20 protein-coding genes are annotated in these 23,582 nt (G+C 64.3%); 12 read left to right on the forward strand and 8 right to left on the reverse strand.

The genetic code is table 11. The annotated features are described in order from the left end of the window. Window positions 1–5 precede the first annotated feature (5 nt). On the reverse strand, window positions 6–1,139 hold the full coding sequence (locus AB7008_RS16870; protein ID WP_441259110.1) for a nitronate monooxygenase: 1,134 nt from the start codon (window positions 1,137–1,139) through the stop codon (window positions 6–8). Window positions 1,140–1,393: 254 nt separating this feature from the next. Here AB7008_RS16870 and AB7008_RS16875 point away from each other — a divergent pair, with 254 nt between their 5' ends. Together AB7008_RS16875 and yghU are read left to right on the forward strand one after the other, a co-directional pair. Further along, window positions 1,394–3,049, forward strand: a complete 1,656-nt coding sequence (locus AB7008_RS16875) for a flavin-containing monooxygenase (RefSeq protein ID WP_304494650.1) — start codon at window positions 1,394–1,396, stop codon at window positions 3,047–3,049. A 176-nt stretch (window positions 3,050–3,225) separates the two neighbouring features. Continuing rightward, complete coding sequence (gene yghU, locus AB7008_RS16880) at window positions 3,226–4,101, forward strand: glutathione-dependent disulfide-bond oxidoreductase (protein WP_248882032.1); 876 nt, start codon at window positions 3,226–3,228, stop codon at window positions 4,099–4,101. 170 nt (window positions 4,102–4,271) lie between these two features. Here the strand turns inward: yghU and AB7008_RS16885 are convergent, their stop codons facing one another. From AB7008_RS16885 to AB7008_RS16900, 4 genes are all read right to left on the reverse strand, one after another. Continuing rightward, a complete protein-coding gene (locus AB7008_RS16885; RefSeq protein WP_028169751.1) occupies window positions 4,272–4,889 on the reverse strand; it encodes a flavin reductase family protein in 618 nt (205 codons plus the stop codon). A gap of 196 nt (window positions 4,890–5,085) precedes the next feature. Then, a complete protein-coding gene (locus AB7008_RS16890) occupies window positions 5,086–6,363 on the reverse strand; it encodes an acyl-CoA dehydrogenase family protein (protein ID WP_014496881.1) in 1,278 nt (425 codons plus the stop codon). A 287-nt stretch (window positions 6,364–6,650) separates the two neighbouring features. Next, on the reverse strand, window positions 6,651–7,031 hold the full coding sequence (locus AB7008_RS16895; protein ID WP_304493340.1) for a VOC family protein: 381 nt from the start codon (window positions 7,029–7,031) through the stop codon (window positions 6,651–6,653). Between the two features lie 111 nt (window positions 7,032–7,142). Beyond that, window positions 7,143–7,922: an SDR family NAD(P)-dependent oxidoreductase gene (locus AB7008_RS16900; RefSeq protein ID WP_441259111.1), complete on the reverse strand. Its 780-nt coding sequence runs from the start codon at window positions 7,920–7,922 to the stop codon at window positions 7,143–7,145. Between the two features lie 179 nt (window positions 7,923–8,101). Here AB7008_RS16900 and AB7008_RS16905 point away from each other — a divergent pair, with 179 nt between their 5' ends. Genes AB7008_RS16905 through AB7008_RS16915 form a run of 3 tightly spaced genes read left to right on the forward strand, consistent with a single transcriptional unit; the run spans window position 8,102 to window position 10,248 of the window. Continuing rightward, window positions 8,102–8,890, forward strand: a complete 789-nt coding sequence (locus tag AB7008_RS16905; RefSeq protein ID WP_028146899.1) for an enoyl-CoA hydratase/isomerase — start codon at window positions 8,102–8,104, stop codon at window positions 8,888–8,890. After that, on the forward strand, window positions 8,887–9,873 hold the full coding sequence (locus AB7008_RS16910) for a phosphotransferase family protein (RefSeq protein WP_441259112.1): 987 nt from the start codon (window positions 8,887–8,889) through the stop codon (window positions 9,871–9,873). The genes AB7008_RS16905 and AB7008_RS16910 overlap by 4 nt, the downstream gene beginning before the upstream one ends. Before the next feature lie 3 nt (window positions 9,874–9,876). Beyond that, the gene (locus AB7008_RS16915; protein WP_441259113.1) at window positions 9,877–10,248 is read left to right on the forward strand and encodes a DUF6285 domain-containing protein; all 372 of its coding nucleotides are present in this window, start codon (window positions 9,877–9,879) and stop codon (window positions 10,246–10,248) included. 134 nt (window positions 10,249–10,382) lie between these two features. Here AB7008_RS16915 and AB7008_RS16920 read toward each other — a convergent pair whose 3' ends face one another. Further along, a complete protein-coding gene (locus AB7008_RS16920; protein WP_441259114.1) occupies window positions 10,383–11,162 on the reverse strand; it encodes an enoyl-CoA hydratase-related protein in 780 nt (259 codons plus the stop codon). Between the two features lie 211 nt (window positions 11,163–11,373). Between AB7008_RS16920 and AB7008_RS16925 the strand changes: the two genes are divergently transcribed. Further along, window positions 11,374–12,648, forward strand: coding sequence for an acyl-CoA dehydrogenase family protein (locus AB7008_RS16925; RefSeq protein ID WP_304493345.1), 1,275 nt, complete (start codon window positions 11,374–11,376; stop codon window positions 12,646–12,648). A gap of 176 nt (window positions 12,649–12,824) precedes the next feature. Here the strand turns inward: AB7008_RS16925 and AB7008_RS16930 are convergent, their stop codons facing one another. Together AB7008_RS16930 and AB7008_RS16935 are read right to left on the reverse strand one after the other, a co-directional pair. Then, window positions 12,825–14,405, reverse strand: a complete 1,581-nt coding sequence (locus tag AB7008_RS16930; RefSeq protein WP_028157164.1) for a fatty acid--CoA ligase — start codon at window positions 14,403–14,405, stop codon at window positions 12,825–12,827. A gap of 235 nt (window positions 14,406–14,640) precedes the next feature. Further along, window positions 14,641–15,513, reverse strand: coding sequence for an SDR family oxidoreductase (locus AB7008_RS16935; protein ID WP_028157165.1), 873 nt, complete (start codon window positions 15,511–15,513; stop codon window positions 14,641–14,643). A 105-nt stretch (window positions 15,514–15,618) separates the two neighbouring features. On the opposite strand from AB7008_RS16935, the gene AB7008_RS16940 reads away from it, so the two are divergent. From AB7008_RS16940 to ppc, 6 genes are all read left to right on the forward strand, one after another. Next, window positions 15,619–16,428 carry a crotonase/enoyl-CoA hydratase family protein gene (locus tag AB7008_RS16940; RefSeq protein WP_028157166.1) on the forward strand — a complete coding sequence of 270 codons (810 nt, stop codon included), beginning with the start codon at window positions 15,619–15,621 and terminating at the stop codon, window positions 16,426–16,428. A gap of 112 nt (window positions 16,429–16,540) precedes the next feature. After that, window positions 16,541–18,085 carry an acyl-CoA synthetase gene (locus AB7008_RS16945; protein ID WP_441259115.1) on the forward strand — a complete coding sequence of 515 codons (1,545 nt, stop codon included), beginning with the start codon at window positions 16,541–16,543 and terminating at the stop codon, window positions 18,083–18,085. 99 nt (window positions 18,086–18,184) lie between these two features. Continuing rightward, the gene (locus AB7008_RS16950) at window positions 18,185–18,979 is read left to right on the forward strand and encodes an enoyl-CoA hydratase/isomerase family protein (RefSeq protein WP_441259116.1); all 795 of its coding nucleotides are present in this window, start codon (window positions 18,185–18,187) and stop codon (window positions 18,977–18,979) included. An 86-nt stretch (window positions 18,980–19,065) separates the two neighbouring features. Further along, on the forward strand, window positions 19,066–20,157 hold the full coding sequence (locus AB7008_RS16955; RefSeq protein WP_441259117.1) for a rhomboid family intramembrane serine protease: 1,092 nt from the start codon (window positions 19,066–19,068) through the stop codon (window positions 20,155–20,157). Between the two features lie 66 nt (window positions 20,158–20,223). After that, window positions 20,224–20,628 (forward strand): YccF domain-containing protein, encoded by a 405-nt coding sequence (locus AB7008_RS16960; RefSeq protein ID WP_304493352.1) that lies wholly within the window; start codon window positions 20,224–20,226, stop codon window positions 20,626–20,628. Between the two features lie 121 nt (window positions 20,629–20,749). Then, a complete protein-coding gene (gene ppc, locus AB7008_RS16965) occupies window positions 20,750–23,548 on the forward strand; it encodes a phosphoenolpyruvate carboxylase (RefSeq protein ID WP_304493353.1) in 2,799 nt (932 codons plus the stop codon). The last annotated feature ends 34 nt before the right edge of the window (window positions 23,549–23,582 follow it).

Genomic DNA, 23,582 nt, shown 5'->3' on the forward strand with positions numbered 1-23,582 from the left:
GGCCATTACTCCGCCACCAGCGCATTCATGTGCTCGACGGCCTCGGCAAATTCTTCCTTGAACTCCTGCACCACCGCACCCGCCGACTTCACGCTGTCGATCAGGCCGACGCCCTGGCCGACGAAATAGCTGACGAGGTCGCGCGCCTTGGCGTTACCGCTCGCCGCCGCGCGGTCGATCGCGTTGAATGCGTCGCGGCTGATGATGCTTTGCAGCGGCATCGGCAGCGCGCCGGGGCTTTCCGGGGCGCGATCCCAGGCATCGGTCCAGACCGAGCGGAGCTGGCGTGCTGGCTTGCCGGTGCGCCCCTTCGAACGGATCGCGTCGCGCGAGGACGCCGCGATCATCTTCTCGCGGAAGATCTCCGTGGTCTCGGCCTCGACGGTGGCGAGCCACACCGAACCGGTCCAGGCGCCGGCCGCGCCCATCGCCATGCAGGCGGCCATCTGCCGTCCCGTCATGATGCCGCCGGCCGCGAGCACCGGCACGTCGCGGATCTTCTTAATCGCCTTGATCACCTCCGGCACCAGCACCAGGGTGGAGACCTCGCCGCAATGGCCGCCGGCCTCGGTGCCCTGCACCACGAGAATGTCGACGCCGGCGGCGACCTGGCGCAACGCATGCTCCTTGGCGCCGACGAGGGCGGCAACCGGCACGCCGTGCTTCCTGCCCATCTCGATCATCGCCTTCGGCGGCACGCCCAGCGCGTTGGCGATCAATCGGATCGGATGGTTGAAAGAGACCTCGAGCAGCTGAATTGCCGTCTTCGCGTCGAACGGTTGCGGCTGGTTGTCGGCCACATCACTTGTCGTCAGCTCGATATCGTATTTCTTCAGGAGGTCGCGCGTGTAGGCGCGGTGCTCCTGCGGCACGCGCGCCTCCAGGCTCTTCCAGGTGACGTCCTTCTCGCCTGCGGTCGAGATGTTTTCGGGGATCAGCACGTCGATGCCGTAGGGCTTGCCGTCGACGTGCTCGTCGATCCATTTCAGCTCGCGTTCGAGCGTGTCAGGCGTGTGCACGGTGGCACCCAACACGCCAAAGCCGCCGGCGCGACTGACGGCGGCAACGACGTCGCGGCAATGGCTGAAGGCGAGCAGCGGGAACTCGATGCCCAGCATGTCGCAGATCGGCGATTTCATGGCTCTCTCCCGGCAGCCGTCGCGTTGCTGTTGTTGCTTTGCGTGAGCGAAGGCGCTTCGACGCTAGCTCATCGTCACCCGCGATGCCAAGCCGGATTTGGTCGCGCATCTTGCGTGCAGACGCCACGCGGCGGATGAGCCATTCCGCTGCACAAAATAAACAGACCAGAGCCCGCCGATTTGCCTCTTGCGCTTTTGTGGGCCTTTGAGAATGCTGGCGCAAACAAAGAGAAACAGCGAGGGAGCGCCAACCGATGTCGCAAGCGCAAGCGAGTCCGGCCCGAACCGTGAAGGCCTACGACGTGGTCATCGTCGGCGCGGGCTTTGCCGGCATGTACATGCTGCACCGTCTGCGCGGTCTTGGCTTCTCGGCGCGCGTCTATGAGCAGGGTGGTGGCGTCGGCGGCACCTGGTACTGGAATCGCTATCCCGGCGCGCGCTGCGATGTCGAGAGCATGCAGTACTCCTACTCGTTCTCGGAAGAGCTTCAGCAGGAGTGGGACTGGAGCGAGCGCTACGCGCCGCAGCCGGAGATCCTGGACTACGCCAACCACGTCGCCGATCGTTTTGATCTTCGCCGCGACATCCAGTTCGACACCCGCGTCGAGCGCGCGGCGTTCGACGCACGCGCGAAGTGCTGGTCGGTAACGACGTCCGACGGCGAGACGGTTGAGGCGCAGTTCATCGTGCTCGCGACCGGCTGCCTCTCGAACGCGCGCAAGCCCGACATCAAGGGCCTCGAGAGCTTCAAGGGACCTGTCTACCACACCGGCAGCTGGCCGCATGAACCGGTCGATTTCACCGGTCAGCGTGTCGGCCTCATCGGCACCGGTTCATCGGGTATCCAGTCGGCCCCCATCATTGCCGAGCAGGCACGACATCTCACCGTGTTTCAGCGCACGGCGAATTTTTCGATTCCCGCGCGCAACGCCGCGCTGACCGACGAAGAACGCAACAGTTTCCGCAAGACCTATCCGGAGATCCGCCGCTTCGCCCGCGAAGTCGCACGCAACGGCATTTTCGCCGAGCAACCCGATCGCGGCGCACTCGACGACAGCGACGAGACCAGGAATGGCAAATATTCGGCGCGCTGGGAGCGCGGCGGGCTCACCTTCATGTATGTCTACAACAATCTCGGCCTCGAGCGATCCGCGAACGATACCGCGGCGAACTTCGTGCGCGGCAAGATCGCCGAGATCGTGAAGGACCCCGAAACCGCGAAGCTGCTGCAGCCCAACAGCCATCCGATCGGCACCAAGCGAATCTGCATCGACTCGGATTATTTCGCGACCTTCAACCGGCCGAACGTCTCGCTGGTCGACATCAAGACCAATCCGATCGAGGAGATCACCGCGAATGCCGTGCGTGTCGCAGGCAAGGATCACGAGGTCGACGCACTGGTGATGGCGACAGGGTTCGATGCCATGACCGGCTCGGTCGCGAAGATCGACATCAGTGGCCCGGGCGGACGGACGCTGAACGAGAAGTGGGCGGAAGGCCCGAAGACCTATCTCGGGCTGATGAGCGCGGGCTTTCCGAACCTCTTCATCATCACCGGCCCCGGCAGTCCGTCGGTGCTCTCGAACATGATCGTCTCGATCGAGCAGCATGTTGACTGGATCGCCGATTGCCTCGTCCACATGCGCAGGCAGGGTGTTGCCACCATGGAGGCAAGCGGGGAGGCCGAGGACAAGTGGGTCGCCCATGTCAACGAGGTCGCCCACGGCACGCTCTATCCGCAGGCCAATTCCTGGTACATGGGCGCCAACATCCCCGGCAAGCCGCGCATCTTCATGCCCTATATCGGCGGCGTCGGCGTCTACCGCCGGATCTGCGACCAGGTCGCGGCGAAGGGATATGAGGGCTTTTTGCTGGGGCGGGCCGAGCAGCCGCAGGCCGCGGCGTCTTAGGTGTCCCGTCGTTCCGGGGTGTCGTCGCGGGGCGGTGAGCCCGGAACGACGGCGGGGAAGTGGCCTGCCATGACGAAACGCAGAGTTGCCCGGCCCGGCAATGCATTTCTGCGCCCTTGCCATCGGCCATTCGCGGGCTAATTAATGCAGGCGCATCTTTTCGCCGGAGCCCCCGCATGACCGACGCCCCCGCCTACGTGCCGCCCAAAGTCTGGACCTGGAACAAGGAAAACGGCGGGCAGTTCGCCAGCATCAACCGGCCCATCGCCGGTCCCACCCACGACAAGGAGCTGCCGGTCGGCAAGCATCCCTTCCAGCTCTATTCGCTGGCGACGCCGAATGGCGTGAAGGTCACGGTGATGCTGGAGGAACTGCTGGCGCTCGGCCACAAGGGCGCCGAATACGACGCCTGGCTGATCAGGATCGGCAATGGCGACCAGTTCGGCAGCGGCTTTGTCGACATCAACCCGAACTCGAAAATTCCCGCGCTGGTGGATCGCTCCGGTCCCGAGCCTGTCAGGGTGTTCGAATCCGGCTCGATCCTCGTCTACCTCGCCGAGAAGTTTGGCGCCTTCCTGCCGAAGGACATCAAGAGCCGCACCGAGGCGATGTCCTGGCTGTTCTGGCAGATGGGCAGTGCACCCTATCTCGGCGGCGGTTTTGGTCACTTCTACGCCTACGCGCCGACCAAGATCGAATACGCCATCGACCGCTTTGCGATGGAGGTCAAGCGCCAGCTCGACGTGCTCGACCGGCGCCTTGCCGACAACGAGTACCTCGCGGGCAATGAGTACACCATCGCCGACATCGCGGTGTGGCCCTGGTACGGCGCGCTCGCCAAGGGGCTGGTCTATGGCGCCGGCGAATTCCTGTCGGTGCAGGACTACAAGCACGTGCAGCGCTGGACCGACCAGATCGCCAAGCGCCCGGCCGTCAAGCGCGGCCGCATGGTCAACCGCGTCTCCGGCGATCCCGCCAGCCAGCTCCACGAGCGGCACGACGCCGGCGATTTCGACACCAAGACGCAGGACAAGATCGAGCCTGCGACGTAGGTGCTTTACTCCCTCGCCCCGCTTGCGGGGAGAGGGTTGGGGTGAGGGGGAGTCTCCCCGAGGGCGGTGACAGCTGGGACTCGCGGAGACTCCCCCTCACCCGGATTGCCTCTTCGATGCAATCCGACCTCTCCCCGCAAGCGGGGCGAGGTGAGAGAAGTACCCGCGGCCTACTTCCCCTTCGCCCCTTCCGCCGCCGGGAACACCACGCGATCATCCGTGCGGCAGTAGCGATCCGCGAACATGCGGCCGATCGGGTGATAGCGGTCCATGTGCACCCGCATCGCCTTGTCGTCCCACAGTTCGTCGCGGATATGGAAGTGGATGCCTTCACCCATGATCAGCCGGCGATCGTCGTTGACGTCGATCATCTTCCAGAGCTTGCACTCCATCGCCCAGGGCGTGTCGGCGAGCCGCGGTACGGCGATCTTCGTCGACGGTGCGAGCTTCAGCCCGAGATAGTCGGGCTCGCCCACTTCGGGGGGAAAGTCGCCACTGCTCTCGTGCATGGCCTTCGCCAACGGCTCGTCGGCGAGGTTGACCACGAACTCGCCGGTGCGCTGGATGTTGAGAAACGTGTCCTTGTCCTGGCCGTTGGGCTTCCGGTTTGCCGCGAACATGCACAGCGGCGGATCTTCGCAGAATGCGTTGAAGAAGCTGAACGGCGCGGCGTTGACGATTCCGGTCGGCCCGACCGAAGTCACCCACGCGATCGGCCGCGGCAGGATGAAGGACGTCAGCACCTTGTAGCGCTCGCGTGGCGTCAGGTCGCTGGCGGCGTATTCCATGGTGGCTCCGTGGTGAGGGGAGGCTTGCTTTCTTCACCTCGCCCCGCTTGCGGGGAGAGGTCGAATTCGATAGCAGATCGAATTCGGGTGAGGGGGACTCTCCGCGAGTCCGACTGTCACCGTCCTTGCGGAGGCTCCCCCTCACCCTGACCCTCTCCCCGCAAGCGGGGAGAGGGGAAAGAGAGAGGCGAGACCTTTACGCCATGCTCAGCTCGTGGCGCCCCACCACCATCCAGTGCACCTCGTCCGGACCGTCGGCGAAGCGCAGGTGGCGGACGTCCTGGTACATCTCGGCGAGCGGGGTCCAGTGCGAGATGCCGGTGGCGCCGTGCATCTGGATCGACTGGTCGATGATCTTGCAGGCGCGCTCGGGCACCATGGCCTTGACCATGGAGACCCAGACGCGGGCTTCCTTGTTGCCGAGCACGTCCATGGCCTTGGCGGCCTTCAGCACCATCAGCCGCATCGCCTCGATCTCGCAGCGTGCCTGCGCGATGATCTGCATGTTGCCGCCGAGATGGGCGATCTTCTTGCCGAACGCCTCGCGGGTGAGGCCACGCTGCACCATCAGATCCAGCGCCTTCTCGGCCTTGCCGATCGTGCGCATGCAGTGATGGATGCGGCCGGGCCCGAGCCGGAGCTGCGAGATCTCGAAGCCGCGGCCTTCGCCGAGCAGCATGTTCTCCTTGGGCACACGGACGTTGTTGAAGCGCATGTGCATGTGGCCGCGCGGGGCGTGGTCCTGGCCGAACACGTACATGGGCCCGAGCACCTCGACGCCGGGCGTGTCGCGCGGCACCAGGATCTGCGACTGCTGCTTGCTAGGCGCCGCATCCGGATTGGTCTTCACCATCACGATCAGAATCTTGCAGCGCGGATCGCCGACGCCGGAGATGTAATATTTCTCGCCGTTGATGACCCATTCGTCGCCGACCAGCTTTGCAGTCGTCGAAATGTTCTTGGCGTCGGAGGAGGCGACGTTCGGCTCGGTCATGACATAGGCCGAGCGGATCTCGCCATTCATCAGCGGCTTCAGCCACTTCTCCTTCTGCTCCTTGGTGCCGACGCGCTCCAGCACTTCCATGTTGCCGGTGTCCGGCGCCGAGCAGTTCATGGTCTCGGACGCCAGCGGGCTCTTGCCGAGCTCGGAGGCGATATAGGCGTAGTCGAGATTCTTCAGGCCCTGGCCGGTCTCGTCGTCGGGCAGGAAGAAGTTCCAGAGGCCTTCCTTCTTCGCCTTGTTCTTGGCGACCTCGAGCACCTCGAGCTGCTTCGGCGTGAAGCTCCAGCGGTCCTGCTTGCCTTCGCCCGCCTTGGCGAACTCGATCGACATCGGCTCGACGGTGTCGCGGATGAACTTCCTGACGTGGTCGTAGAGCGGCCGGACCTGGTCCGACATGCGGAGATCGTTGAGCTCGTCGCCGGGATTGAGGGTGTAGTTGGTGGTGCGGGGTATGTAGGCGTGTTTTGTCATTGTTCCTCCCGAGGTCACTGAGATCGCGTTGGGCCGCAGAATAGTCGCAGCGCGGCCAAAGCGCGAGCGCGCATTTTTTCAGGCGACCCATGCCATGCGATGGAATATCGCGAGATGTTTGAAATGTTGTTTGAATCGCGTGGGGAGGCAGGTGCGGGCCGCACTCACTGTTGTCATCGCCCGGCTTGACCGGGCGATCCAGTACTCCGTGACGTCAGCGATTTACGGAGAAGGCGCGGCGTACTGGATTCCCCGCTTTCGCGGGGAATGACACCGTCCTGGAGCAATCAGTTCGCCATCCGATGCATCGCGCAGATCTTGTTGCCGTCGAGGTCGCGCAAATAAGCGATGTAGAGCTTATTCCCTGCGCCCTCGCGGATGCCGGGCGGATTCTCGATCGGCGTTCCGCCGGCGGCGACACCGGCGGCGTGCCACTTGTCGACCTGCTCAGGCGAGTTGGCGGCAAAGCCGATGGTGCCGCCATTCGCACACGTGGCGGCCTCGCCGTTGATCGGCTTCGTCACCGAGAACACGCCGGTCTTGGTGATGTAGAAGATGCGATGGCCGTCGACCCTGGCCGGGCGCACCTCGAGCGTGCCGAGCAGCTGGTCGTAGAACGCCTTGGCCTTGTCGAGGTTGTTGGTACCGATCATGATGTGTGAAAACATTTTGCCCTTGCCCTCAGAGTTTGTAGCCCGGATGGAGCGTAGCGAAATCCGGGTCTTGCTTGCTTTTGGAAGTCCCCGGATTGCGCTGCGCTCCATCCGGGCTACGAGAAATCAAAACGCCGTATAGCCGCCGTCGATCACGAACGTATCCGCGGTGTGATACGACGACGCCTTGCTCATCAGATAGACCGCGATGCCGCCGAAATCGCTGGCCTCGCCGAAGCGCCGCATCGGAATGCGCGGCATCACATTGGCAACGAACTTCTCGTTGGCCATGATGCCCGCGGTCATGTCGCTCTTGATCCAGCCGGGCAGGATCGCATTCGCGGTGACGCCGTGACGCGCCAGCTCGACGCCGAGCGCGCGCACCAGCGCGTTGATCGCGGCCTTGGTCGCGGCATAATGCTCATTGCGCGCCGTGCCGAAGATCGAGGCGAGGCTCGATGTCGCGACCAGCCGGCCGAAGGGATCGCCGGCATTGGCGCGCTCGGTCATGTGTCTTGCGGCGGCCTGGAACGCGTGGAACACGCCGTCGAGATTGGTCGCAAACATCGTGCGCCATTCTTCCTCGGTGCGCTCGATGAAGGAGCGCCGGCCGCCGCCGCCGATGCCGGCATTGGCAAAGCAGCCGTCGACCCGGCCGAAAATGTCGAGCGTCGCCTTCATCGCGGCATTGACCGAAGCCGGATCGGTGACGTCGCAGACGCGGGTGTCGACCTTGCCGGATAGCCCCGTCATGCTCGCGGCAGCAGCCTTGTTCTTGTCAGGATTGCGGCCCCAGATCGAGACTTTGCAGCCCTGGCCGGCGAGCGCCTGCGCGATGCCGAGCCCGATACCACCATTGCCGCCGGTGATCACGGCGACGCGGCCGCTGAGGTCGAAAAGGTTCATGGCGCGTTTCCTGTTTTTGGCACGTGCGCGCGCCAGCCTGTGCGCGCAAGATTGTGCGATACGACGACAAGGTATGTTCGGACCACCATGGACAAGGCCGCGACAAAAATCAAATATGCGCCCCGGCAAAACCAATTCCGGTCTGCGAAACATCGCTAGTACCAACTGACGAGGAAACCATGCAGTTCAAACACGTCACGCTCGATTTCGATGGCTCGGTCGCGATCCTCCGGCTCGACCATCAGGAGGTGATGAACGCGGTCTCCATGGACATGCTGGGCGGCCTCTCCGATGCGCTCGACGCGATCGAGGAGAAGAAGGGCGAGGTGCGCTGCGTGGTGCTGACCGGCGCGGGGCGGGCGTTCTGCACCGGCGCGAATCTCCAGGGTCGCAACAACCAGTCGAAGAAGACCAAGGCCGGCCTGACGCTCGAGACCGGCTTTCATCCCTTCCTGCGCCGCATCCGCAATCTGCATTGCCCGATCGTCACTGCCGTCAACGGGCCGGCGGCCGGCGCCGGCATGAGCTTCGCGCTGCTCGGCGACATGATTTTGTGCGCGCGATCCTCTTACTTTCTTCAAGCCTTCCGCCGCATCGGCCTGGTGCCGGATTGCGGGTCGACCTGGCTGCTGCCGCGCCTGATCGGCCGGGCGCGTTCGGTCGAATTGTCGCTGATGGGCGAGCGGCTGCCGGCCGAGAAGGCGCTGGAATGGGGCCTCGTCAACCGCGTCTACGACGACGGCGTGCTGATGGAGGAGGCGATGAAGCTCGCGCGCGATCTCGCCAGCGGCCCGACGGTCGCGCTGTCGCTGATCCGCAAGCTCTACTGGGACAGCCCCGAAAATTCGTTCGAGGATCAGCTCAATCTCGAATTCCAGTGCCAGCTGCGTGCCGGCGACACGGACGATTTCCGTGAAGGCGTTGGCGCGTTTCTGGAGAAGCGCCCGGCGCAGTTCAAAGGCAAATGATCGAGGCCGAGCTCTCCCGCAGCGTCGCGCGCTGGTGCGAAGGGGCGACCGGCGTCACCGGCGCGGCAAAACTGTCCGGCGGCGCCAGCCAGGAAACCTGGCGCTTCGACATCGAGCATCCCGATGGGCCGATCGGCGCGATCCTGCGACGCTCGCCGAAGGGCTATGGCGCCGCGCCGACGCGCGCGGCGGGCCTTGCGGCTGAGGCGCAGCTGATGCAGCTCGCTTTCGAGGCCGGCGTGCCGTCGCCGCGCGTCATGCATGTGCTGACGCCCGACGAAAATCTTGGCACCGGCTTCATCATGCAGCGGGTCGAGGGCGAGACCATCGCCCGCAAGATTCTTCGCGATGACGAGTATGCGGCGGCGCGGCCGCGTCTCGCGCGGCAGATCGGCGATGTGCTCGCCGGCCTGCACAAACTGCCGCAGGACAAGCTGCCCGAACTCCGCAGCCGGTCCGCGACCCAGGAGATCTCCGAGTTCGAGCGCGACTATCGCAGCCTGAACTGGCCAAAGCCCGTGTTCGAGCTGGCGCTGCGCTGGCTGCGCGACCATGATCCCGGTCCCTCGGCAGAGACGACGCTGGTGCACGGCGATTTCCGCAACGGCAATCTCATCATCGGCGCCGACGGCGTCCGCGCAGTGCTCGACTGGGAGCTCGCCCATCTCGGCGATCCCATGGAGGATCTCGGCTGGGTCTGCGTCAATTCCTGGCGCTTTGGTGAGATCGACAAGCCGGTCGGCGGTTTTGGCGCACGCGAGGAATTGTTCGCCGGCTATGAGGCCGCGGGCCGCAAAGTCGAACCGTCGCGCGTAAAGTTCTGGGAAGTGATGGGCACGCTGCGCTGGGGCATCATGTGCGGCGGCATGATGCAGCGGTTTCGCGAGGGGCCTGACCATTCCATGGAGCGCGCCATGATCGGCCGCCGCGCCTCCGAGACCGAGATCGATCTGTTGCGGCTGCTGGCACCGCGCGGGAGCTGACACATGCAGGACGAACCGACCCCGACCGAGCTGACCAAGGCGGTCGCCGATTTCCTCCGCAACGACATCACGCCGCTGATCTCCGGCCATCAGGCCTTCAGGCTGCGCGTCGCCATCAACATCCTCGACCTCGTGACGCGGCAGCTGACGCAGGAGGAGGGGAGCGACGCGAAGGAAGTCGAGCGTTTGCGCGCGCTGCTGGGCATGGACGGCTCGGTCGCCGATCTCAACCGCGCGCTCGCCGATCGCATCGCCAAGGGCGAGATCGACCTCGCAACACCGGGACTCGCCGAGCATCTGTGGGCGACCACGATGGACAAGCTCGCGGTCGATCAGCCGAATTACGCGTCATACAAGCGGGAGCTGGGGCGGTAAACGAGTCTCGTAGCCCGGATGGAGCGAAGCGTAATCCGGGACGGTTGCGCAAAACGATGCAGCTGCCCCGGATTGCGCTTCGCTTCATCCGGGCTACACCTCAATCTCTCGCAATGACGAGCAGAAGGGACCTCTTACTTCCCCACCCATTTCGGCGGCCGCTTCTCCGAGAACGCTTTCGGGCCCTCGATATAATCCTGCGAAGCCACCATCGCCTTCACCGCCGGATAGTCGCGCTGCTCCTCGATCGCCTGTTCCAGCGACACGGCGAGACCCTTCTGGATGGTCTGCTTCGATGCCCGGATCGACATCGGCGAGTTCTTGGTGATCATCTCCGCCCAGCGCAGTGCGCCCGACAGCGCCTCGCCCTGCGGCACCACCTCGTTGACGAAGCCGAGCTCAAGGCCTTCCTTGGCGCTGACGTGATGCGCGGTGAGGATCATGCCCATGGCGCGCTTCAGCCCGATCTGTCGCGGCAGCCGATGCAGGCCGCCGGCAAGTGCGGCGAGGCCGACGCGTGGCTCGGGCAGGGCGAAGGTCGCGTTCTCGGACGCTATGATCAGGTCGCAGGCGAGCGCGATCTCGAAACCGCCGCCCATGGCGACGCCGTTGACCGCGGCGATGATCGGCTTGTCGCAGTCGAAGCGCGAGGTGAGGCCGGCAAAGCCACCCTTGTCCCAGCCGCGCTTGCCGCCGGCGGCCTGCCACTTCAGATCGTTGCCGGCGCAGAACGCCTTGTCGCCGGCGCCGGTGACGACCGCGACCCACTGCTCGGCGTCGGTCGAGAAGTCGTCGAACACCTTCTGAAGTTCGAAATGCGCGTCGGTGTGCAGCGCGTTGTAGACCTCGGGCCGCGACAGCGTGATGATCGTGATCGGCCCCTTGCGTTCCACCTTTGAGAATTTCAGATCCATCGCGCGCTCCCGCATCTTCTCGTGAAGGAATATTGGCGTCATACTAGCGTGCATCAGTGCCGCGACACCATCGAATTGCGCGGACGCGCCTTGCGCCTGTCACACGTCTTGCCTTGCTTGACTTGTGCACGCTCTTCTCACCTTAATCGTGTGAAGCAAAAATGCGCCTAGCGCCTTAACGCAAAACACAAAATCAATCCGGGAGAGCACCGTGGATTTCTCATTGCCTGCCGATCTCGTCGCCTATCTCGGAGAGCTCGACCGTTTCATCGAACGGGAGATCAAGCCGCTCGAGCAAGCCGACGACAACATCCGCTTCTTCGACCATCGCCGCGAATGGGCGCGCACCGATTTCGACAATGGCGGCCTGCCGCGCCATGAATGGGAAGCGCTGCTGCGCAAGGCCAAGGATCTCGCGGACGCCGCCGGCCATCTGCGTTTTCCGGTGCCGAAGCAATATGGCGGCAAGGACGGCTCCAACCTCTGGATGGCCGTGATCCGCGAGCACTTTGCCGCCAAGGGTCTCGGCCTGCACAACGATCTCCAGAACGAGCACTCGATCGTCGGCAACTTCCCCGTCGTCACCATGCTCGACCGCTACGGCCGCGACGACCAGAAGGCGATGATCGACGGCTCGATCAAGGGCAAGTACCGCATCACCTTTGGATTGACGGAGCCGCATCACGGCTCGGACGCCACCCACATGGAGACGCGCGCGGTGCCGGCGACCCGCGACAACGTCAAGGGCTGGATCATCAACGGCGAGAAGATGTGGACGACCGGCATGCACGTCGCCACGCATTGCGCGTTGTTCGCGCGCACCTCGGGCAATGACGGCGATGCCCGCGGCATCACCTGCTTCCTGGTGCCGGCCAAGAGCCATGGCGTGAAGGTCGAGGAGTACATGTGGACCTTCAACATGCCGACCGACCATCCCCGTGTCAGCTTTACGGACGTGTTCGTCCCGGAGGATGCGCTGTTCGGCGAAGTTGGCCGCGGCCTGTCGCTGGCGCAGTGCTTCGTGCACCAGAACCGCATCCGCCAGGCGGCGAGCTCGCTCGGCGCTGCCGTCTACTGCATCAACGAGAGTGTGAAATACGCGCGCGAGCGAAAGCCGTTCGGCAAGGCGCTCGCCGAGAACCAGGCGATCCAGTTCCCGTTGGTCGAACTCGCAACCCAGGCCGAGATGCTGCGCCTGTTGATCCGCAAGACAGCCTGGGAGATGGACCAGCTCAACGAGGAGCAGATCGAGCGCACGCTCTCCGACCGCGTCTCCATGTGCAATTACTGGGCAAACCGCCTGTGCTGCGAATCCGCCGATCGTGCCATGCAGGTCCACGGCGGCATGGGCTATTCACGCCACAAGCCGTTCGAGCACATCTACCGCCACCACCGCCGCTACCGCATCACCGAAGGCAGCGAGGAGATCCAGATGCGCAAGGTGGCGGGATTTTTGTTCGGGTATATGGGGCCGGGGAAGCACTGAGGCGCTACGCGATATCTCTCCGCGGGTCGTCCCCGCGAAAGCGGGGACCCATAACCACAGGAAGTGGTTGTGGAACGAGCCGGAAACTCCGAGTCTTCGCCAAACTTCTCCCTGTGGTTATGGGTCCCGGGTTCGCGCTACGCGCGCCCCGGGACGACGAGTGGATGGAGCGGCGATCAATTCACCCTTCGATCCTTCCCCGCCCAATACGGCTCGCGCAACTGCCGCCGCAAGATCTTGCCTGACGGATTGCGCGGTAGCGCCGGCAAGAACTCCACGCTCTTCGGCGTCTTGAAGCCGGCGATGCGCTCGCGGGTGAAGTTGATGATGTCGGTGGCGGTCGCCTGCTTGCCCGGCTTCATCACCACGACGGCTTTCACGGCCTCGCCCCATTTGTCATCGGGCACGCCGATCACGGCAGCCTCGGCGACGTCAGGATGATCGCACAGCGCGCTCTCGACCTCGGCCGGGTAGATGTTCTCGCCGCCGGAGATGATCATGTCCTTGATGCGGTCATGGATGTAGAGGTAGCCGTCCTCGTCCATGTAGCCGGCGTCACCCGTGCGCAGCCAGCCGTCGCCGCGCAGCGTCGCCGCAGTCGCCTCCGGCAGGTTCCAGTAGCCGGCCATGTTGGAGCCCGAGCGCGTCGCGATCTCGCCGACCTCACGCGGCGGCAGCGGCTTGCCGCCCGCATCCAAAATCGCGATTTCGACACCCGGCAGCGCCTTGCCGGCTGAGCGCATCCGCTCGAGGCCCTCGACGTGGTCCTCCGGTGGCAGCGCGACGATGGTGCCTGTCGTCTCGGTCATGCCGTACATCTGCACGAAGCCGCATTTGAAGACCTCGATGCATTCCTTCAGCAGCGCCGCCGGAATCGGCGAGGCGCCATACAGCATATATTTCAGCCGCGAGAAATCGACCGTCCTCGCGCGCGGCTGCCGCACCACGAACTGCATCGCCGCCGGCACCATGAACAGCTTTGTGATGCCCGACTGCTCGAAGAAATCCAGAACCTTGGTCGGATCGAACTCGCGCGCGATCACGCCGCGGGCGCCGTGATAGAGTCCCATCACGCCCCAGCCGGAGCCGCCGATGTGGAAGATCGGCATCGCCACCAGCGACACGTCGTCGGTCGACCACCGGTTCCATTCCGGCTTGTCCTCGGCATTGCCTGTTTGTACGAGGTTGAGGAAGTTCGCATGCGACAGCATCGCGCCTTTCGGCTTGCCCGTGGTGCCCGACGTGTAGAGCTGGATTGCGATATCCCTCGTGTCGATCGGCACCCTGGGATCATCGCCGCTCTGCGCATCGCGCCAGGCCGTAAAATCCTGCCATTCCGGTGCGCCGCCTTCGGTGGTGATGACAGTGCGCACGCCAGGCAGCTGGTCCTTGATCTGGCGGACCTGCGCGATGAACTCGGGCCCGACGAACAGCACCGGCGCCTTGCAATCCGCGACGATGAAAGCGACCTCGGGTCCGGCAAGCCGCCAGTTGACCGGCGCCATCACCACGCCCGCCTTCATCGCGCCCATCAGCAGCTCGAAATAGAGGTCGCTGTTCTTGCCGAGATAGGCGATGCGGTCGCCGCGCCTGACACCCATCGCGATCAGCGCGTTCGCGACCTTGTTGGTCCGAGCGTCAAACTCGGCAAAGCTGGTGGCGCGGCCCTCGAACTCGTAGGCGGTGGCGTTCCCGCGGCTCGTCGCGCGCTCGCGCACCATGTCGGCGAGATTCGCCAATGGCTGTGTGGTGGACATGTCTCTCCCGTGGCGTCTTGTTTTTATGCCTGGGAGTGTGGCGTCATCCGCGGGTGAAGACAAGATGGGAGCCCCACTGTCGTCCCGGACAAGCGCAGCGAAGCGGAGCGCAGATCCGGGACCCATAACCACAGGGAGGAGTTGTGGCGCGAGATCGGGGTTATGAAACCTCATCCTGGGGTTATGGGTCCCGGGCTCGCGCTATGCGCGCCCCGGGACGACAGCGGTGGGTGCATTACCCCCGCTTCGCCCGGTCCTTCTCGTTCTGCGCCATGATGCTCTCGCGCGCGGTCTTCCAGTCGTCGTCGCCCCAGTCGCGGAGCTGATAGAAATTGCCGCCCATCGCCAGCGCCTGCGCGCCGTCCATCGCGATGGTCTCGCCGCTGATCCAGTCGCAGCCGCCGGAGATCAGGAACACCGCGAGGTTCTGCAATTCTTCCATGGTGCCGACGCGGCCCATCGGGTTCATCGCCTTGGTGCGCGCGCCGGCTTCGTCGCCGGGCTTGATGCGCTTGCTCATGCCCTCGGTCGGGATCTCGCCCGGCGCGATCGTGTTGAGGCGGATGCCGTAGCGGCCCCATTCGGTGGCGAGCGACATCGTCATGGCGTGGATCGCCGACTTGCTCATCGCGGACGGCACCACGTAAGGCGAGCCGTTGCGCACCCAGGTCGTGGTGATGGAAACGACATTGCCGGGCTGCTTCAAGGCGATCCAGCGCTTGCCGACCGCATGGGTCACATAGAACGTGCCGTGCATGACGATGTTGGCGACGGCATCGAAGCCGCGCGGCGAGAGCTCTTCGCTGCGCGAGATGAAATTGCCGGCCGCATTGTTGATGAGATCGGTGAGGGGAGTGTCGCGAAAGATGGTTTCGACCATCTCCTCGACCGCGAGCGCGTTGCGGATGTCGACGCCGTGGCTGGTGACGCGGCCGCCATACTCAGCCATCAGTTCGGTCGCGGTCTCGTCGCACACGATCTTGCGCCGGCCGCAGATGTGCACCTCTGCTCCAAGCTGGAGGAAGCGCGCCGCCATCGACTTGCCGAGCCCGGTGCCGCCGCCGGTCACGAGAATGCACCGGCCGGCCAGAAGATTTTCCTTGAACATGGGTGTTTCCCCCGTAGGGATTGTTCGTTAATTGGTCGATTGACTAAATCCGGCCGCCGGCTTCCTGTAAAGCGGCATTGAACAAGAACAGGGGAGAATTCATCCATGGAAGAGCGCGTCTCGATTTCGATCTCGGAAGGCGTCGCCGACGTGCGCCTGGTGCGCGCGGACAAGATGAATGCGCTCGATCAGGCGATGTTCGAGGCCCTTGTTGCCGCAACCGACCGGCTTTCCAAAGAAAAAGGCGTGCGTGTCGTCGTGCTCTCGGGCGAAGGCCGCGCCTTTTGCGCCGGTCTCGACATGGGGCGATTTGCCGCCATGAAGGAGAAGGGCGGCAACGGAATTCCGGGTGGCGAAAATCGCGATCTCACCAAGCGCACCCATGGCCAGGCGAACTTTCCGCAACAGGCGGTATGGGGATGGCGCCAGTTGCCGGTTCCCGTGATCGCGGCCGTGCACGGCGTCGCTTTCGGCGGTGGCTTCCAGCTCTCGCTCGGTGCCGACATGCGCTTTCTCTCGGCCGATGCGCGGATGTCGGTGATGGAGATCAAATGGGGCCTCGTGCCTGACATGGCGGGCACGCCGATCCTTGCCTCGCTCGTGCGCGATGACATCCTGCGCGATCTCACCTACACCGGCCGCATCTTCTCGGCGCAGGAGGCGATGAGCTACGGCCTCGCGACGCGCATCTGCGACGACCCGCGCGCCACGGCTCTCGAAGTCGCGCGCGAGATCGCCGGCAAGAGCCCCGATGCGATCCGCGCCGCAAAGCGTCTGCTCAACAATCTCTCGGTCGACCCCGGCCCGGCGCTGCTCGCCGAGTCCGTCGAGCAGCAGAAGCTGATCGGCAGTGCGAACCAGACCGAGGCGGTGCGCTCCAATCTGGAGAAGCGTGCGGCGAGGTATGTGGATTAGCTTTCTGTCGTTCCGGGGTGGTCCGAAGGACCAGACCCGGAACCTCGAGATTCCGGGTTCGGCTCTTCGAGCCGCCCCGGAATGACGACCACCAATAACAAAGAAAAACAAAATGAGCGAAACGTCCGCATTCCTCGGCATCGTCTCCGGCGAGCGCCGCCGCACCCACGCCGAAGTCGGCAACCGCGCCGATCGCATCGCGAGCGGCCTCGCCAAAATCGGCGTCAAGCAAGGCGATTGCGTCTGCATGCTGATGCGCAACGACATCGCCTTCCTCGAAGCCGCCTACGCCGCGATGCGGTTAGGTGCCTATGGTGTGCCGATCAACTGGCACTTCAAGCCGGAGGAGATCAACTACATCCTCGGGGATACCGGCACGTCCGTGCTGATCGGGCATGCCGACATGCTGCACGCCTTGCGCGATGCCATTCCAAAGGGTGTCACCGTGCTCAGCGTGCCGACCCCGCCTGAGATCCTGTCAAACTACAAAATCGATCCAGGTCATCTGAAGACGCCCGACTTCGCGATCGATTTCGAATCCTGGCTGGCGCAACACCAGCCGTACGACGGCCCAATCGTGCCGCAGCCCATGAACATGATCTACACGTCAGGGACAACAGGCCATCCCAAGGGCGTGCGGCGCAACGCACCGACGCCGGACCAGCAGGCGGCCGGCGAGCGCATGCGTGCGATGATCTATGGGCTCAAGCCCGGCGCTCGCGCGATTCTGCCGGGTCCGCTCTATCATTCCGCGCCGAACTCGTTCGGCATTCGCGCCGGCAAGCTCGGCGGCGCACTGGTGCTGATGCCGCGCTTCGAGGCCGAAGAATTTCTGGACCTGATCGAACGATACAAGATCGACACCATCTTCATGGTCCCGACCATGTTCATCCGCCTGATGAAGCTGCCGGAGGCGGTGCGCAGGAAGTATGATGTCTCGTCGCTGCGCCACATCATCCATGCCGCCGCGCCATGTCCGGCCGACGTCAAGCGCGCCATGATCGAATGGTGGGGGCCGGTGATCTACGAGTTCTACGGCTCGACCGAATCCAGCGCCGTCACCTTCGCGACCTCAGTGGATGCGCTCAAGAAGCCCGGCACCGTCGGCAGGATTTCGCCCGGCGCCGAACTGCGTTTCATCGGCGATGACGGCCGCATCCTGGGCGTGGGCGAGATCGGCGAGATCTATTCCCGCATGGCCGGGATGGCCGACTTCACCTACCACAACAAGCCAGAGAAGCGCACCGAGATCGACCGCGATGGTTTCATCACCTCGGGCGACGTCGGCTATATCGACGAGGACGGCTACGTCTTCATCTGCGATCGCAAGCGCGACATGGTAATCTCAGGCGGCGTCAACATCTATCCGGCCGAGATCGAATCCGTGCTCCACGCCGTGCCCGGCGTGCATGATTGCGCCGTGTTCGGCATCCCCGATGCCGAGTTCGGCGAGGCGCTGATGGCGGTGGTCGAGCCGCAACCGGGTGTCTCGCTCGATGCCGGCGATATCCGCACCCGGCTCAAGGGCTCGCTCGCCGACTACAAGGTGCCGAAGCATATCGAGATTCGCACGAGCCTGCCGCGCGAAGACTCCGGAAAGATCTTCAAACGTCGGCTCCGCGATCCCTATTGGGAGCAGGCGGGGCGGAAGATTTGAGGGCCTTGTAGCCCGGATGGAGCGAAGCGCAATCCGGGGCGGTGCTCGCGTCAAAAGGACCCCGGATTTCGCTGCGCTCCAACACGGGAACGAATGATCATGACCGACGCCGCAAACGAAGTCCTCTACGAAGTCGCCGACCACATCGCGGTGATCACGCTGAATGCGCCGGAGCGCATGAACACGATCTCCGGCCCGATGTTGAACGATCTGGCGCGGCTGATGACCGAGGCCAATGAGGACCGCAACGTCCGGGTCGTGATCCTCACCGGCAAGGGGCGGGCATTCTGCGCCGGCCTCGATTTGCGCAAGGAGCGCGACGGCAATGGCCTCAGTGCCGCGTCTTCGCCGACCACGATCAATCTGCGCAACACGCCGCCCACCGTGCTTCAGGCGATGGACAAGCCGACCATCTGCGCCGTCAACGGCGGCGCCGCCGGTTACGGCATGGACAGCGCGCTCGGCTGCGATATCCGCATCATGGCGGAGTCCTCGAAGCTTGCGGCGGCCTTCGTCAAGCGTGGCGTCGTGCCGGAATCCGGCGGCACCTGGCTGTTGCCTCGGATGCTCGGCTGGGCCAAGGCTTCCGAGCTGATCTTTACCGGCCGGACGCTCAGCGCCCGCGAGTGTCTGGAATGGGGCCTCGCCAACGAGGTCGTGCCGGATGCGGACTTGATGGGCCGCGCCCGCGCCATCGCCCGCGAAATCGCAGCCAACGCGCCGCTCGCGGTACAGGCCTCCAAGCGCATGATGCGGATGGGCCTCAACGAGAACTTCTCCGATCACGTTCACCACGTCTACCTCCAGCTTCTGCCGCTGTTCAAGACACAGGACATGGCCGAGGGCATGAAGGCGTTCATGGAGAAGCGCGAGCCAAAGTTCGAGGGGCGGTAGGCGCGGCCGGCCGGCACGCGCTGGAGTAGCAATCATCGATCGGCTCGGCTAGGTTGCGGTTCCCGCCCAGCTGCTTGCGATGACCCATGCCCTCATACCGTGCCAGTCCCGGCTTCTTCGAGGTCCCTCATGCGGCCGTCTACGCGCTGATGACGGTGACGGTCCTCGCATCGGGATTTTGCTTCATCCAGGCGGGCGGCCCCTCGGCACCGGCGGAGTTGCTGTATCGGTCCGGCGGCATGTATTCGGCCGCAATCGCGCGGCATGAGTACTGGCGCCTGGTTGCCTATGGCTTTCTGCACGTCAATTTCGTCCATCTCACGATGAACATGCTGTGTCTGGTGCTGTGGGGTGGACATCTCGAGAAGCGGGTCGGTCCGGCTTATTTCCTCATCATCTATCTCTGCGCGATGGTGTTCGGTGCCGTCATCGGCAATGGCATCCATTCCACACCCTATTTGACAGTGGGCGCGTCCGGCGCCACGTCGGGCATTTTGGGCGCACTGCTTTGCCTTTGGATTCTCGGCAAGCTCGACCTCAGGTTCGATTTCTTCGCCATCAACATCGGGCTGAATATCGCGTTTGCGTTCGGCAATTCGCGCATCGATTGGGGCGTTCACCTCGGGGGCTTTGCCGCCGGATTGATCGCTTGCGCATTGCTGGATCTTGTCGAGAAGGCGAATGCCTGGGCGCTTCGTTGCAAGTTTCCCGAAGTCGTGAAGGTCAATCTCACCCTGCTTGCCTGTGTCATTGCGCCCTGGGCCTGGAGCAGTCAGGCCCAGGCCATCGCCGCGGGGGCTTCCGGCTGGGGTCTGATGATCATCATCGCGGTCGCATGCTGTGCCGTCGTGAAGCTGATTGATCTCGCGCTCTCCGTGAAGAGGGGTCTCGCGATCGTCGTCACGGCCCTGGCCGCAGCGAACGCTGCCGCCGTGATGCTGTGGGGTTGGGCTCTGGCATTTTCTTGCTGGCCGCACTTGCCAATTGGATACATTCCGCTCGACATTTTCCTGGTCATATTCTGCCCGAATCCCGTTCTCATCTCGGGCCTCACCGCGATTGGCGTCGGCGCGGTGACGCTTTGTCTCTGCGCGAAGGAGATTTCGCGAGGCATCGGGGATGTTGGATTCGTCGGTGCCTCGCTGCGCGCCGAACGCAGCCGTCGCCAGGGCCTTTGATCCCAGGGGTCGCACCCATATATGCAAGGTCATCGTCTCGCGGATCATCCCAAGGCTCTCAAATCCATGACCCCGGTTTCCATTCTGCTCAACCTGCTCTGGATTCTCATCGGTGGTGCCTGGATGGCGTTCGGCTGGCTGGTTGCCGCCGTCATCATGGCCATCACCATCATCGGCCTGCCCTGGGCGCGGGCGGCGTTCAACATCGCCGTCTACACGCTGCTGCCGTTCGGCTCGCGAGCGGTCAACCGCTACGAGGTCACCGGCACGAGCGACATCGGCACCGGCCCGCTCGGGGTGATCGGCAATATCATCTGGTTCGTGCTCGCCGGCTGGTGGCTGGCGCTTGGTCACCTGCTGACGGCGCTGGTCCTCGCCGTCACCATCATCGGCATCCCCTTCGCCTGGGCCCATCTGAAGCTCGCCGGCATCGCGCTCTGGCCGATCGGCAAGGTGATCGTGCCGGCCTAGCGCAAGGAGCGATCGTCCCTTTCAGTGTGCGCCGCCCCCAACTTCATCTTGCGCTGCGGCAAAAAACTTGCACACTCGGCGGAGCCGGGCAGCGAAGCGAGCTCGAACAAGGAAGCGAGCCATGTCCCTCCAGACCGTGCCACCCGACGCCATTGACAACCGCCCCAACCGCGCTGAGGACGCCCAGGCGCTGGAGGCAGATGCGCGGCTGCGCGACGACATCCGCCTGCTCGGACGCATCCTGGGCGACACGGTGCGCGACCAGGAGGGCGCGGACTTGTTCGACCTGGTCGAGCGTATCCGCCAGACCTCGATCCGGTTCCATCGCGACGAGGACCGGCTCGCCCGCCGCGAGCTCGAGCAGATCCTCGACAGCATGTCGACCTCGGAGACGGTACGGATCGTCCGCGCCTTCAGCTATTTCTCCCACCTCGCCAACATTGCCGAGGACCAGAACAACATCCGCCAGATGCGCGCCCGCAGTGCCGCCCAGAGCACCGGTTCCGGCGTGCTGGCGGAGACGCTGGCCCACGCCAGGGACGCCGGGATCAGCTCCGACGTGCTGCGCAATTTCTTCAAGACCGCGCTGGTCAGTCCGGTCCTGACCGCGCACCCGACCGAGGTTCGCCGCAAGAGCACCATGGACCGCGAGATGGAGGTCGCCAGCCTGCTCGACCGCCGCGAGCGTGTGGCGCTCACTGAAGAAGAGGCCGCCGCCAGCGACGAACAGCTTCGCCGCGAGGTGCTGACGCTGTGGCAGACCAATCTCTTGCGCCGGACCAAGCTCACGGTGCTCGACGAGGTCGCCAACGGCCTGTCGTTCTACGACTACACCTTCCTGCGCGAGGTGCCGCGGCTGGTCAACGTGCTCGAAGACCGGCTGGAGGAGGCTGGCGCGGCGGCGGCAAGCGAGCTCGCCTCGTTCCTGCGCATGGGCAGCTGGATCGGCGGCGACCGCGACGGCAACCCCTTCGTCACCGCCGACGTGATGCGCGGGACGCTGCGGCTGCAGTCGAGCCGGGTGATGCAATTCTATCTCAACGAGCTGCACGTGCTCGGCTCGGAGCTGTCGATCGCGGCGCACCTCGCCGACGTCTCCGAGGAGCTGCGGACGCTGGCGGAACGCTCGCCCGACACCTCGCCGCACCGGAGTGGCGAGCCTTATCGTCTCGCGGTCTCCGGCATCTATGCGCGGCTGACCGCGACGGCCGAAAAGCTCGAGGTCGAGATCACGCGCCGGCCGGTCGGCAAGGGCAGGCCTTACGAGACCGTCAGGGAGCTGCAGGCCGATCTCGACGTACTGCACCGTTCGCTGATCTCCAACAATGCCCGCGTCATCGCCCGCGGCCGGCTGCGGCTGCTGCGGCGCGCGGTGGACTGCTTCGGCTTCCACCTGGCGCGGCTCGACATCCGCCAGAATTCTGCCGTGCACGAGCGTACCATCGCCGAGCTGATGGATGCCGCGAACCCCGGCATGTCCTATCTCGCGCTCGGCGAGGACGCGCGCATCTCGCTGCTCACCAACGAGCTGCGCAGCACGCGCTCGCTGGTCTCGCCATTCGTCAAATACAGCGACGAGACCATGGGCGAGCTCAACGTCTTCCATTCCGCCGCGGAGGCGCATGCGAAGTTCGGCTCGGACGCCATTCCCCAATGCATCATCTCGATGTGCAAGGGCATGTCCGACATGCTCGAGGTGGCCGTGCTGCTCAAGGAGGTCGGTCTCGTCCATCCCTCCGGCCGCAGCGCCATCAACATCGTGCCCCTGTTCGAGACCATCGAGGATTTGCAGGCCTCCAGCGCCATCATGGATCGCATGCTGTCGCTGCACGATTACCGCCGCCTCGTCGACAGCCGCGGCAGCGTGCAGGAGGTCATGCTCGGCTATTCCGACAGCAACAAGGATGGCGGCTTCGTCACCTCGGGCTGGGAACTCTACAAGGCCGAGATCGGCCTCGTCGACGTGTTTGAGCGCCACGGTGTGCGGCTGCGCCTGTTCCACGGTCGCGGCGGCTCGGTCGGCCGCGGCGGCGGCCCGAGCTATGACGCCATCATCGCGCAGCCCGGCGGCGCGGTGAACGGGCAGATCCGCATCACCGAGCAGGGCGAGATCATCTCGTCGAAATATTCCAACGCCGAAGTCGGGCGCAACAATCTGGAGATCCTCGCCGCCGCGACGCTTGAGGCGAGCCTGCTGCATCCGCGCCAGAGCGCGCCGCGCCGCGAATATCTCACCGCGATGGACGAGCTTTCAAATCTGGCTTTCAAGGCTTATCGCGGCCTCGTCTACGAGACCGATGGTTTCGTCGATTATTTCTGGGCGTCGACCGTCATCAACGAGATCGCGACGCTGAACATCGGCAGCCGTCCGGCATCGCGCAAGAAGACCCGCGCGATCGAGGATCTGCGCGCCATCCCCTGGGTGTTCTCCTGGGCGCAATGCCGCCTGATGCTGCCGGGCTGGTATGGCTTCGGCAGCGCGGTCGAGCAGTGGATCGCGGAGCATCCCGACAAGGGCATGCCGTTCCTGAAGGAGCTCTACAGGGAATGGCCGTTCTTCCGCATGCTGCTCTCGAACATGGACATGGTGCTGGCGAAAAGCTCGATCGCGATCGCCTCGCGCTATGCCGAACTGGTGCCGGACGAAGGCTTGCGCGAAAAGATCTTCGGCCGGATCCGCCGCGAATGGCATTCCTGCATCGAGACGCTGCTCGATATCATGGGCCAGGACCGGCTGCTCCAGGGCAACCCGCTGCTGGAGCGCTCGGTGCGCCACCGCTTCCCCTATCTCGATCCGCTCAACCACGTGCAGGTCGAGCTGCTGAAGGAGCACCGCGCGCAGAACCCGGATGAACAGGTGCTGCGCGGTATTCAGCTGACCATCAACGGCATTTCGGCGGGGCTGAGGAATACGGGTTAGGAGGGGGCGAGTAGTGAACAGAAGGGCATGCCGC

It is taken from the genome of Bradyrhizobium sp. 521_C7_N1_3, assembly GCF_052075975.1.
In the GTDB taxonomy this organism is placed as follows: Bacteria; Pseudomonadota; Alphaproteobacteria; order Rhizobiales; family Xanthobacteraceae; genus Bradyrhizobium; species Bradyrhizobium japonicum.